Origin of the sequence: Methylocaldum szegediense (assembly GCF_949769195.1) — a bacterium.
Lineage (GTDB): Bacteria > Pseudomonadota > Gammaproteobacteria > Methylococcales > Methylococcaceae > Methylocaldum > Methylocaldum szegediense.
The window spans coordinates 1,210,852-1,224,126 of record NZ_OX458333.1; the positions used below are offsets into that span (position 1 = coordinate 1,210,852).

At 57.0% G+C, this 13,275-nt stretch carries 9 protein-coding genes and 1 riboswitch; of the genes, 6 read left to right on the top strand and 3 right to left on the bottom strand.

The window, feature by feature from the left end; translation table 11 throughout:
• Positions 1–374: 374 nt before the first annotated feature.
• The 3 genes from QEN43_RS05100 to QEN43_RS05110 form a co-directional block, all read right to left on the bottom strand.
• The gene (locus QEN43_RS05100; protein ID WP_026608966.1) at positions 375–1,148 is read right to left on the bottom strand and encodes a VPLPA-CTERM sorting domain-containing protein; all 774 of its coding nucleotides are present in this window, start codon (positions 1,146–1,148) and stop codon (positions 375–377) included.
• 99 nt (positions 1,149–1,247) lie between these two features.
• Entirely contained in the window at positions 1,248–3,503 is a 2,256-nt protein-coding gene (locus QEN43_RS05105; protein ID WP_026608967.1) for a cytochrome c peroxidase, read from the bottom strand.
• 204 nt (positions 3,504–3,707) lie between these two features.
• The gene (locus tag QEN43_RS05110) at positions 3,708–4,466 is read right to left on the bottom strand and encodes a VPLPA-CTERM sorting domain-containing protein (RefSeq protein ID WP_317963766.1); all 759 of its coding nucleotides are present in this window, start codon (positions 4,464–4,466) and stop codon (positions 3,708–3,710) included.
• Between the two features lie 582 nt (positions 4,467–5,048).
• Between QEN43_RS05110 and QEN43_RS05115 the strand changes: the two genes are divergently transcribed.
• The 6 genes from QEN43_RS05115 (at position 5,049) to QEN43_RS05140 (ending at position 12,986) form a co-directional block, all read left to right on the top strand.
• On the top strand, positions 5,049–5,540 hold the full coding sequence (locus tag QEN43_RS05115) for a TlpA family protein disulfide reductase (protein WP_317963767.1): 492 nt from the start codon (positions 5,049–5,051) through the stop codon (positions 5,538–5,540).
• 1 nt (position 5,541) lies between these two features.
• Positions 5,542–5,781, top strand: coding sequence for a DUF4266 domain-containing protein (locus QEN43_RS05120; protein WP_317963768.1), 240 nt, complete (start codon positions 5,542–5,544; stop codon positions 5,779–5,781).
• Between the two features lie 232 nt (positions 5,782–6,013).
• Positions 6,014–9,304, top strand: a complete 3,291-nt coding sequence (locus QEN43_RS05125) for a DUF3570 domain-containing protein (RefSeq protein WP_317963769.1) — start codon at positions 6,014–6,016, stop codon at positions 9,302–9,304.
• A 209-nt stretch (positions 9,305–9,513) separates the two neighbouring features.
• Entirely contained in the window at positions 9,514–10,398 is an 885-nt protein-coding gene (locus QEN43_RS05130; protein WP_036268385.1) for an FAD:protein FMN transferase, read from the top strand.
• 351 nt (positions 10,399–10,749) lie between these two features.
• A complete protein-coding gene (locus QEN43_RS05135) occupies positions 10,750–11,628 on the top strand; it encodes a hypothetical protein (protein WP_026608972.1) in 879 nt (292 codons plus the stop codon).
• A 279-nt stretch (positions 11,629–11,907) separates the two neighbouring features.
• Positions 11,908–11,996: riboswitch (cyclic di-GMP riboswitch) on the top strand.
• Between the two features lie 111 nt (positions 11,997–12,107).
• Positions 12,108–12,986, top strand: a complete 879-nt coding sequence (locus QEN43_RS05140) for a VPLPA-CTERM sorting domain-containing protein (protein ID WP_317963770.1) — start codon at positions 12,108–12,110, stop codon at positions 12,984–12,986.
• Positions 12,987–13,275: the final 289 nt, after the last annotated feature.

The following is a 13,275-nucleotide window of genomic DNA, read 5'->3' on the forward strand; positions in this document are numbered from 1 at the left end:
CCCCAATTTCTGGTTCTCGAGCAATCCTCTTTGCCAGCACGAAACCGGGGCGCCTACGATTAATGTTCACTCGAATGCCGAATGGAATTAGGTAGAGGTAGTAGCGCCGAACGGTTCCGACATTCGCCGGAAGCGATTCGCCCATTGGACAAGCTTATTTCAGCCTCAGGAACCACAGGAGTGGCTTCGGTCTGTGACCGATCTCGACTTGCGTCCAGGTATTCGCCTGGGCGCAAGGATACGAGAATCAAGGAGGGAGCATTCCCCTAGCGGTTCCCGAGGGGAAACTCCCGAATCCGCCGCGAACGTTGGGTCCAACCGAAGCCCGTTATCGGCAGGGAATCAGAAGAAGCGATGCGGCATCATGGAGACAATCACGTCCATGTTCCCCGTTTCCGCAGTCCCGTTAATGTCAGAAGCCCCGTGAGGAAGAACCACACCGCAGCAGGAAGGGGGACGGGCGACGCCTGTAAGTAGCCGTCAATACTCACGTCGACGTACAAACCTCCCGAGTCATTCGGGCCTAGGACGAACAGCACTGGATCGGATTGAAATGACGTTGCCTGATGATTCGGGCCGACTGCCGAGGCGGTGGCGAACGCGAAGCCCAAATAGGGAGAAACATCCATCCAGCCCGGCAAGGAAAAGTCGTAATCATAGGTCCGGTAGTAATCGAGAAAAATACTGGTGTCCGCAAACTGGCCGCTAGCAGTAGCACTCAGATCGAAGTCCAACGTGACTTCGATGGAATAGCTGTCGCTGCTCAGATTGTTGAACTCGAGACTGAACCATCCGAGGTAGTGAGAGGCGACCGTTCCATCGCTCGCGTTGCCGCTTACTGCAAATGTCCGACTGAAACTGCTTCCGACGCTAATCGGGCCGACGGTTGGATTGTTAGCCGTAACTGCCCCGTCACCTGTGGTCGATACATAGGAATCGGGAGCGCCCGGCTGTTCGAAAGAACCGAGAATCTCAAGTCCTAAGAGGTCGCCAGGATTGCTGAGGTTGGTGATGCTGTTAACGGTATAGGTGACCGTCGCGTAGCTGCTGAAGGCGCTGGCTGCCCAAGCCGTGTGGCCGGAAGACAAACTCGCCAGCGCCAAGATGGCAAATAGCTTTGGGGTCCTGATCTTGATCAGTGACGTCATGGTGGTTTCCTACATTTTAGCGGTCGATGTGGACGGTGAGCCGAGCGTTCAATGAAGGCCCGGCTTACCTCGGTGTAACCCCGGTCGGTATCGGCCCGATTAGGGATCTAGATAATCCTCGAATGGACGAATCGGATCCGGCCGACCGTTTGCGCCGACCGCCGGTATCGTCAAAGTATCGTCCGCGGCCAAACTCGGATGCACGGGATTACCCGCGGCCACCGATTGGTGATCCCCTGTGTGTCCATTGGGAATGAAGATTTCCGGGTGATCGAACGGCGCCCTTTCGTAGCGTACGCGGTCGTCGGTAAAGGTTTTCAAGAAGGCAACCAAGTTGGCGCGATGGGTAGGACTGGGAGCCAAGTTTATGGCGTTCACGAAGGATTGCTTATCCGGATTGTCAACATTGCCGTGACGCGCGTAAAACTCGATTACTTCCTCCAAGGTCGCCATGCTGCCGTTATGCATATAAGGTCCCGTCAGTTCGACGTTACGTAAGCCTGGTATCTTGAAAACCGCTTTCTTGGCCACGGCCAGCTTGGCGGGGGCCGAAACGAGAGCGGCGTTCGCGGCTGCAATGGTAGGAATATAGCTACGGGTTGGGTTGAGGCAGTTTTGATTGCGCAAAACGCCTTCTCTGCTGCCGTCAAGCTCAATTCCGTCGGGTGCGGTAAAGACCGTGGGAACGACGGTATTGACGTTGCCTGCCAATGGCGACAGAAAATCGCAGCTGCGGACGGTATCGATACCGGGGTCGACGATTTCAGAGTAATTGCCCAGTAGGTACTGCACGTACTGATCGGCATACGACAAAGGATTGCCGAAATCGTCGACGCCGCCGACGCCGGGATCCTCATCCGGGTCGCGCACTCCGGTATTGGCGAATCCCATGTCGATCAGGCGTTGACCGCCCGCCATGGTATCGCGGGTTACGAGATTGACATACCGGTTGATACCGGCAGCTGCAGCTCCTCCCATAAAACCCAGAGCATCCGGGCCGTACGGGATCAGGTGATGATCCGGACCGAAAAACTTGCCGGGTGTTGGCGTCACCAACATGCTATTCGTGACTAGCGCGGCGGTCGTCATGGTCGGTCCTCCATGACACAGGTTGCAGTGGTTGCTGAGAAAGGCATTGAATCCATCTTTTAACGCAGCGATTTCCTCCGGCGTTTTGCCCATGCCTTCCCAGGTAGGCTCATGTGTCACTGGGTCACGAGGGGTTAGATCGATCGGCGCCTGATCCGATATCAGCGTGGATTCATAAAGCTGAATCGCTATGCCGAAAAACATGGCAAAGTTGGCTTCCATCTGGTTGTACGGCATTTGCCCAGGCGGTCCGCCGAATGGACCGATGCCGGTGTAAGACCAGAATTTCGGGTTGAACGCCTGCATGATCATGTTCTTGTAAGTGGTGTTCAGACCCGGCTTAAGATTTCCCTCCGAACTGAGGCTGAAGGGCCCCAGAACGCTGTCTTCGTGATGCACTTTCTGATACTGCAAAGGCTGGCGCAGCAATAGTTTTCTTCCGATGTCGGGCCAAGACCGCTCCCTGCAACCCATTTCGGAATCGCTTAAAGGCGGCGCCACCGCCTGCGAGGCGAGTGAGGAGTTTTCCAGGCGCAAGCGTTGCTTGACCACGGTCCGGGCGTTGACTTTTATCCAGACGCCGGCGTCGGGGTCGCGATCGCCCCATGGGCTGCTGCCGTTGAAGATGTTATTAGCGCGACCATCCCAGAAATTCCGGTGGTTGAATACGGCGTTGATGACGGTGGGCGTGTTCCGCGGCTCGACCCGTCTCGTCCGAACGTGGTTGACGTGAAAAGCGGGGTCGTCGCTTGGGATGCACTGGTCGTTGGTTCCGCTGAATGTCGAAGCGCCGGTAAATTTGCCGCTGAACGTGCCGGATGAAGAAACCACATCGTCGGTCGAGAACGCGACTCCGCTTTCCTGATTCAAGGGATCGTTGAACCGGAAAGTCGGGAAGTCCCGGCGAGTCAAAGTGTAATTGGGCCCCCCGGAGCCTGACGGCAGCGCTTCGAACGTCTGACCGGTCGGCTTGCTACTCTTGTCCCCGGGATTGAGCTGGTTCTTGACGCGCCGGTCCGCTCCGGCATGGAAATGACACGAGGCACAGGCCATGCCGTCGCTGCCGACGTTCATATCCCAGAAAAGCGCCTTGCCAAGGGCGATCGCCATGTTTTTATCGACGACTATGGGATCGGGACCGTCCAAAAGACCCGGTACAGGGGGAATGGGTACCTTTTGCAATGGTAAGGGCTCGGGTCCGTGGGCCAAGGCTGAGTGCGCCGCAAACAGGAATCCTCCCAATACGATGTAATCGCTAATTCGCATTTTTCACCTCGAAGAAACCAGCGCCCGGGACCCCCCTCCAAGTTCCGTCGCTCGAAAGGCCTAGCGATGTTCAAAAAAAGCGGGGTAGGGAAGACAATCCCTAACCCCGGCTCGGGTAGCTCGGATGTAGCGAAACGGGATCTGGCGGTGTTTCCTCGGATCCCATTCAATCGCCCTTATTCGGGCTACCCGCTCTTTGTCAAATCAGGCGTTTGCTGCGCCCGCTTTCCGTCTGCCGAGCGATACCAGACCCATTAGCCCGGTACCGAACAGCCAAACCGCGGCGGGAATGGGGACGGCGCTGACGGGAGCGCCCAACACGATGTTGTCGAGCTCCATGGCAAATCGTTTCCCGTCCGCCGGGGTCAGCGGATAGCCCTTGTAATGGATCCAGAAGGCGTTGATATTGTTAAACGCCTCGTCCAGCTCCAACGTGCCGTCGAAGCCGTTGGCGACCGTTTGATAAGCAACCCGGGTGGGATAATTGGTGCCGTCGCCGGATGCGAGGTCCGGATTCAATGCGGTGTTGAAACCGAGGATTTCCCAAACGTCATCGGGACCATTGTCGCGATTCCCAGCCCTGAGGGGGGCGTGGAAATCTAAGGACTGGAGGCTGAACGCGCTGCCGTCGATAGCGCGGATGTAAATGCCCGACGAATCGGCATGGTAGCCGAGCAGGAAACTAAAGTCCTCGGCTTCGTTTTGATGCACATGAGCGATCGGATTGGTCGGATCGGCTACGATGCCGATGGCAAAGCCGTCTTCGTAATAGCATCCATTACCGCCGGCTCCGGGGCAGTTGCCGCCGGCGACGGGCTCGATGTTGGCATGACCGGCATAGGACCCGAAGGCCATGCCTTCGAAATCTATGGTTACGGGATCAACTATAGCGGCGCTAGCGCTGCCGGTAGTCAAGGCCAGCGCCGAAAACGCCAACCCTAAGATTGTTTTTGACGTCGTCATTTAAATCTCCTGTAAACCTGTGGTTGTGAATCCGGTATCTCCGTTCGGCAGAGGCGCACGACTCTCCAGGAACCACGGAATTTCCGGGCGACAAATGCCAAACGGACATTCGGTCCATGGAAGCGCCGATACAGCCGGCTTTAGGCTGAATCAGGCGAGAGTGCCGCCGTGTTTGCTCCTTCTACAGCTACAGCGGTCGACCTCCGGCGCAGTAACGAGCAAATTACATACCACGCACCAGTGCTGCTCGTCGTCTTAGCATCCATTTCACCCAAACACCGTAAACCTCATGATTTGTACGACATTCTCCCGAGCATCGGTCTTGGCCGCACGGTCAGGCGTGGGTGTGGCATTTCAAGCGTTTTGATGCGTGATAAGCCTCAGACAGAAGCATCGGCAGTTCACCCGCGCCGAACAAGCCGACGACGCGTGAAGCCTCCGGTAGGTACGCTGGAGTGTGAATTTGAAAGCAAAAACCGTCCGGTATCGGTGTCGAGGATATGTGCGCGGAACCGATGGCACGGTCCGTGCTGAAACGGGCGACGGTGAACAGTCCGTTACCGGGGATTTACGCACAGAACAATGAAAAGACACCTCTTATCGATTCTTCTGCTGCTCGGGAGCAGCGCATCGGTTCATGCCGTTCAACAAGGAATGTCCGTGCCCGAATGCCCCGCGGTATTACCTGGGAATAGCGAAAAGCTGAATCTCGGAGCTTACCAAGGAAAAGTTTTGCTGATCGATTTCTGGGCCACCTGGTGCCCTCCCTGCAAGAAGTCCATGCCCTTTTTTAACGGATTGCGCAACCAACATCTGAAAGACGGATTCGAAGTCGTCGCCATCAATGTCGACGAGAACACCGAGGACGCTCTGCGATACCTCGAAGCCCACCCCGTGAATTACGTCACGGCGTTCGATTCCTCGGGCGAATGCCCGCGCATATTCGATGTCAAGGCCATGCCGTCCTCGTACCTCGTCGATCGGCAAGGCAAGGTCCGCGTGGTTCATCTTGGCTACCGCGACGAGGATCAGGATTTCCTCCGCAAGCAAGTGAACACGCTCTTGGGAGAGTGAGATGAAGGTCTTCCGGACGCTTCGGTGTTCGCATCTTGGAACACCGATCCTTTTTCTTGTCTTCGGTTTCTGCCAAGGCTGCACCAGCGTGGCTCCGTGGGAAAGGGGTACCTTGGCCAAGGAGCAGATGTCCATTACCCCGGATCCAAATCTGACTCGACTGCGAGACCATATTTTCAGCAGCAAGGAAGCGTCCCAAGGTGGTCACGGCGGCACCGGGGGCGGCTGTGGCTGTAACTGAACCGTTTTCGCCGTCGCTCCGCCGGTTTGTTCGCCGCGCTGCGCCAGCGGGACAGTCCTTCTGCGGGAAAAGGAGGTATCCATCTCGCCTGTCGTATCAGCCTGGTTCAAGCGGTGTCTGCAAGGGAAGGCCGGCCTTCTTGCAGTTCGTCCGACGTCGGCTCGCTCTAGCTCGGCGATTCTTTGTTGGCGACCTTATTCTCACCGTCCTACCGACGAAAAGGACGTGAGCAATGCGTGTCAAAACGGAAAAGCCGAAAGCGTTGCTCGCCCTGACGACTGCCGCTCTCGCTCTACCAGGCATGGATGCTTCCGCTGCGGTCCCGGTCTCCCAAGCGCAGGCAAACGTCCATTTCGGATATTACGAAGAAAGCGATAATCGGATGCAGGTGGAAGTCACTCATGGCGACTTTGTCATTCCGATTTCCGACCGCCTCGAGTTCACCTTCAGCATCGATCGCGATACCTACAGTGGGGCAACGCCGGCGTTCAGCATGCCGGCGACCATGGCGGATCAGCCCAAGTACAAACAAAACGCGGACGGAACCCCTGCTAGCACGCCGACGCCGGCCGATGTTGTTTCGGCTGCCTCAGAAGGCGTTACCGCAGGTGGGTTGACGATCCTCGGAGGACTCAACGCCTTCAAGAAATTCGTGGATACGGGACAAGCCCTAGCGCCGGAAATGGACGCGGCGTTAGAGCGTTGGAAGGTAGAAAACCCGGAGCCTCTCTCTCCGCCATCGCCGCCTACGATTCCCGGAACGGTGACGATCGATTTCGAAGACATGATGTTCGGGTCCTATGCCGGTCATGCCAACATCAAGCCCGTCGCCGACGGCAACGAGCCCGTCGCCGGCGGCAACTGCCCCGGAACCGCCGGTAATGGATGCTATTACGAAGACCGCTTTGCCATCGGCATCGTAGCCGATCCGACCAATCCGATCGCTCATCTGCATCAAAACGAAGCCGAGGACCCTGAGGACCCTGAGAAACCTGATTTCAGGCTTGGCTACCATGCCGATTCGTCGGGCATTTACATCCGCGCTATCGACGGCAGCGCGTTCAGTCTCGATTCCATGGATTTCCTGGCTCCTCTCAGGGCTGGGAATCGCGACAATGGTCCCGATGACGTTTGGGAAATCCTTGGCTTCAACACCGCACTGAATCCGGACCTCGCCTCCGGCGACGGCACCAATTATCCCACCCGGGTCGCCTATCAAACGGTCGCTAACGGCTTCGACGGCCGATTGGAGCTGGACGAGGCGTTTAAGAATATCAACGCCTTCTGGATCCATTTCAAAGGCTATCCGCTGACCCCGACGGACGGGAAACGATTTGCCATGGAGCTCGACAACATCAAGCTCTCCGGGGTCACCCTGCCGACCGAACGAACTCCGGAGCAACAGGCTTGGGATGCTGCGTTAGCAAAGGAAATCCAGCGACTCTTCCGACTCGTCGCCATAGAGCAGTTCCGCTCCGTACTCAACACCATGGTTCCTAAGGGCACTAAAACGGTTCAAAGATTCCAGAGGCAGCCCCGAGAAACTCGGACCATGCCGGTGTTCGGTGCCAAGTATTATTTCGACGATGCAACCCTTGCGGTCTCAGGAGGCTATTCGCACGAACCTGATTTCAAGTCGACCTTCGGCACGATCAATCTAAGCCACGAGTTCAATCAGAAACATACCACCGTGTCCGTCGGTTACAGCTTGACCAGCAATGAGATTACCCGAGGCGTCGTTCATTCGGCGGAGGATGGTCACTCACATAGCGGTGATGATTCGCCCAACTACCCTGATTTGCGCGAGGAGAGCGTTTTCCACGGTTTCAGCGCCAGCATCGCGCAGATCCTGGACAAGAACACCTTGTTTCAGTTTTCCGCTAACTATACCAACCAGAGCGGTTATCTGACCAATCCATATAAGTTCGTATATATACGTGGGGAAATCACGCCCGAGGAATACTATGACCTGTGGCAGGCTAAGGGCAAGATCGACTGGAAATCGATAACCGATCTCGAAGTAGTGGGAATTGAGCTGTTTCGCGAGAGACGTCCGGACGAACGCAATCAATGGTCGTTTTCAGGCCGTTTGAACCGCCATATACCGGCACTGGATGCGTCCTTGCATTTCGATTACCGATACTATTTCGACGACTGGGGCATCGATTCCCATACCTTCGAGTTGAAGTGGTATCAGCCGCTGCCGTTCGGGATCATGGCGATGCCGAGCATCCGTTATTACTCGCAATCACAGGCCGACTTCTTCGCCCCCTATTTCCTTGCGCCGCGAGCCGACGGCTATTATTCGAGCGATTTTCGCCTGTCCGGGTTCGGCGCCTTGAGCGGCGGGATCACGTTCAGCAAGCAGTTCACCAAGGGCATCCGGCTCGAAGCGGGATTCGAGTATTACAGCCACGCAGGGGATTTGAAACTCGGAGGCGGCGGTGCGGGCGACTATGCCGACTTCAATTACTTCCTGGCTCATGCCGGCCTCAATGTCAATCTCTCCGCGCCCGGTTCGTTCGCGAGCGGACATCACGATCACGGCTCGCACCATCACGGGAGTCACATGCCCGCCGGTATCATGGTCGGCCACATGATGGATCAGGCCGACAGTCTCATGGTCGGGTATCGCTATATGTACAGCAATCAGTCAAGAAACATGTTGAACGGTAACGGGACGGTCGGAAACGAGACGCTCATCAGCCGGGCCTGCGGCGATCTCGGATGCCTTTCCCGGCCGAAAGACATGACCATGCACATGCACATGCTGGACGTCATGTACGCGCCGACCGACTGGTTGACTTTAATGGTCATGCCCCAGATCGTCGACATGGATATGGAACTGAAGCAACTGCCGGGGGCTCGGGAAGACGACGGGCACGGCGGCGGGCACAGTAGCGACGGCTTCGGCGATACTTTGATGGTGGCGTTGATCAAACTGTTCGGTACGTCAGGCCATCGCCTCAACCTAGGCTTGGGGCTGAGCGCGCCAACGGGCGACGTCGCCATGACCGTGGACGGCGGGGCGACGGAGGACGGCGAGTTGCTGGATTACGGCATGCAGCTCGGCAGCGGCACCTGGGATTTCAAGCCCAGCTTGACCTATCTCGGACAGGCGGACAAATGGTTCTGGGGCGCGCAGGTGAGCGGCATCAAGCGGCTCGAAGGCAGGAATGAACTAGGTTATGCCTTGGGCGATATGTTCCAGACTACCGCTTGGGGCGGCTATAGCTTTTCGGATTGGCTGTCCGCTTCTGTGCGCGGCGTCTACACCGTTCAGGGCTCGATCCGTGGCCAGTTCAACCGCAAGCATGCGACCAGCGCGTCGGTCGACTTCCCCACCAATTACGGTGGACATTATTGGGATATAGGGTTCGGTCTCAACCTTTCTGTGCCCCACGGCGATTTCGCTGGTCACAGTCTCAGCGTTGAATGGCTGCAGCCGCTGTCGGACGATGTCAATGGTTTCCAGTTGGAGCGTACTGGGACCTTGGCGGTTACCTGGAACTACACATTTTGATGGGCCGGATGGGTTGTCGTCTTGTCGGGGCTGCCAAAGCTCATAGGCCATGCCCATCGTTCGAGACCGAAGTGAGCCCGTTTAGCTTGGTACGTCCTAGGTGGTGCTGGGTATAGGACGTGCCGACGAAGCAAGCGCAGGACTGGGCAAGCCCTTCTGGAAAAGCCTTGAATTCCGACGAAAAGTATTTTCGCTTTCCCTTCAAAGCGATGGGTAGCCCATGCGAAATCCAGCTTTTCGCTGAAACCTTCGCCGAGGCGAAGCGGATTTCAGATTTGGCGATTACCGATGTGCGTCGCTTGGAAGCGCGCTATTCGCGCTATCGGAGCGATAGCCTGTTGTCCGCCATCAATAGGGTTGCCGCCGAAGGCGGTCGGATTACAGTGGATGAGGAAACGGCAGGCTTGCTGAATTATGCAGCGACCTGTTACGAGCAGAGCGACGGACTTTTCGACATCACCTCCGGCATTTTGCGCCGGGCGTGGCGCTTCGAACAGGGTAGTTTGCCGGACGATACCCAGGTGCGCGGCTTGCTTGAGCGGATCGGCTGGCACAAGCTGCGCTGGGAGCCGCCGGTGCTCGAATTTCCGGTACCCGGCATGGAGCTCGATTTCGGCGGGATCGTCAAGGAATACGCGGTCGATCGGGCGGCGGCCTTGTGCCGGAGCGCCGGTGTTCGCCACGGCGTCATCAACTTGGGCGGCGACATCAAGCTGATCGGCGCGCGAGCGGACGGTCATCCATGGCGCGTCGGAATCTCTCATCCGCGAAAAAAAGGTTCGATGATCAGGACGCTGGCCTTGCGCGATGGCGCGGTCGCGAGCAGCGGCGACTATGAGCGCTGCATCGTCGTGGAAGGCGTCCGATTCGGGCATGTGCTGAACCCCAAAACCGGCTGGCCGGTGCGACATCTCGCTGCCGTCAGCGTCGTGGGCGATTTCTGTGTGGTGGCGGGCAGCGCGTCGACCATCGCCATGCTCAAGGAAAAGGACGGTCCCGCCTGGCTCGAAGCCATGGGCTTGCCGCACCTTTGGGTGGATGTCGACGGCAACGTGGGTGGGCCGTTGGCGGCTTCAACTGAGGACTCAAAGTAGAGCGACCATCTCCTGCCGATAAACCTCGGTCAAAGGCCGGTTGGCGTCGGAAAAAGGAATTCCTAACTATCAAGACCGCATTTCTGCAACCGGCCCCTCCTCGCGCGACTTTCACTCCATGAGTGTTATGCCGCTAAACGCTGGGGCAAATACCTCATTTTCCGTGTCGGCGCAGCTTGCAGACGCGTGAAAGCTTTGTGTCATCTCGATAGGCACACTGGCATGACACTTGTTAACTGTCCCTTGCATTCGACCACCATGTCTCTTTTGTGCCGCGGCTGAGAGCGTCCGGGCAGTGAGGCGTGAAGGTTGGCAGCAACCTATCCCAAATTTCAACGTGCGGGAATCCTTATGAAAAAAACCAGACTAGCCAAAGCGATCGCGACGGCCGTTGCCGGCTCGGTGCTCTCCTTAGCAGCTGTTGACGCGGCATCGGCACACACCATGTACAACACTTACAACGCGGGAACCGCTCCTGACGAAGGAGGTACCGACGGCTGGGTCTATGGCGGCCCGAATAACCCGACTTATCCGGTTGCAACGCCCGGGTGGGTCGGAACGGCCAGCCCAACGACGCTGCCGTTCGGTTATTCAGGGCGGGCGGCACTGAATTGGGCGGCGGAACTCCATGCTGCAGGCGACTCGCTGGAAATTTCGAGAGCGGACGCGCTAGCGAGGTACGGCGTTGCTGCGGACATCGATACCGGCAAAGGGGCCTGGCAGGACGCGTCCGCGACCCCGCAAGGTTGGTCGCATAACACCGATATCGGACTATTCAGATCGCATGTCGATGCATACGTCACCCTGAATCTCTCGGGCGTCAACTCGGTCATCGCTAATTTCGGCATCACCATTTTCGAGGGCATGGACCTCGGATTGGACAACGGTACGGAAGACCCGTACTACAGCCATCACGCCGTGTGGAATAAACCGAGCGACCTTCTGGATTTCACCGCCGACAATCCATTCGGAACCACGGGCCTAACTTACCTGACTCATAGTGCAAACGTCGATGCGGTCAATGGTCTGACGTTCTTCGCGGAGGCAGGCAAGATTTATTCGATTTTCCTAGGCGGAAGCGGCGGAAGATCGTGGATGTTGGACAGGGACGAATACGTGCTGACCATAACATCTTCCCCGGTACCCATACCCGCCGCGTTCTGGTTGTTCGGCAGCGCATTGCTCTCACTGAGATTTTTCGGAAAGCGGTTTAAGGACGTTGGCGCCTAACTCGTCAAGAGACGAACACGATACGCTTCGTCGAATGCCCCTGGTTCCGGCTCAGCATCTGCGGGAATACCCGGAGCCGAACTAAGGGAAATAACACAGTGTTTGAGTTCAAATCATAGAAATACTTGCAAATCAAAAACATAGATATGGCACTGTCATTGCTGCCGATTTAGGGTCTTTTCGAATTCCAATTCAGATTCGGATGGACTGCGTGCTACGGGAAACCCGGATATCGATGCCGGAGGAGTGGATGTCGGACCGTAGCGGGACGGAGTGCCTTTTTGCGCCTGCCACCCCCGCCGTGAGGCGGGTTCGGAAAGCCACGGGTCTCGGTGCCCTGAAGTATTCGAGACGGCCGGGCCGCCTCCCTGGGTGATGGGGAGACCGCAATGGCTTCCGCTTTCGTCGGAAGCATTGTGGACATCGCTGCCTATGTGAAACAGAGACAAAACTCCATAGAACAGCATGAGGGAATTGCAATGTCCTATAACAAAAACAAATTAGCAAAGGCGGTAACTACAGCTCTCGCCGGTACCATCCTATCCGTGGGCGCCGTTTCTGCCGAGGCGCATACCATGTACAACACCTTCACCACTACCGATCCTTCGGAGACGGATGGCTGGGTGTATGGCGGCGTAGGAAACCCGTCTTATCCGGTCGCGTCACCCGGATGGGTGGGAACCGAAAGCCCGACCACGTTGCCTTTCGGTTATGCCGGCAAAGCTCATCTCAACTGGGCGGCCGAGCTTCATAACGCGGGCGACTCGCTGGAAATCTCGAGCGCGGACGCGCTAGCGAGGTATGGCGTTACTGTGGAAATCGATACCGGCGCAGGGGCTTGGCAGGATGCCAGCGCAACGCCGACCGGCTGGAAACATCAGACCGATATCGGTTTGATCATGGCGCACGAAACCATGTGGGTGACCCTGAACCCCTCGGTCGTGACGGGGACCGGTTACGACATTCAAAATTTCGGCATCACCGTTTTCACCGGCATGGATACCAATACCGGTAGTTATTCCCACCATGGCGCCTGGAATTGTCCTGAATGTGCGACGCCGAGACCTTACGAAGCCGATAATCCGTTCGGCACAGTTGGTTTGACCTATCTGACGCACGATGGCACCGTCGACGCTGTAAACGGTTTGACCTTTCTGGCCGAGGCGGGTCAGGTTTACTCGATCTACTTGGGTGGGGCCGGCGTCGGGCATTGGGGATCGAATATCGCCGAATACAGGCTGCTGATCAGCACCGCTCCGGTTCCTATTCCCGCCGCCGTTTGGTTGTTCGGCAGCGCGCTGGCCGGCATAGTCACGATCGGATATCGCCGCAAGAACGGCACGCCTAGCCTCGCCTGAGTAAACGCGGCAATGACGGACGCGTCCATCATCTCCTCTAGCATCTAAAACAACCGGGCGAATTGTGTGGAATCACCTATCGCTTTGTGTGTTTTGCCCTGGTCGTGGCGTTTGAATGAGGTTTATATGGCTGATTTAACGTCACTTTTTCGTGGCATGTTTGTTGTTTTGGATGTCAGTGCGAAGTTCGCTGCATGGCGGGCTCGAGTCTGAGCGTGATAGCAAGGATCGGTAAGGATAAGGAGTCGACCGGCACGGAGTGCCCGAAGGACCGTTGTCGGACGGACCG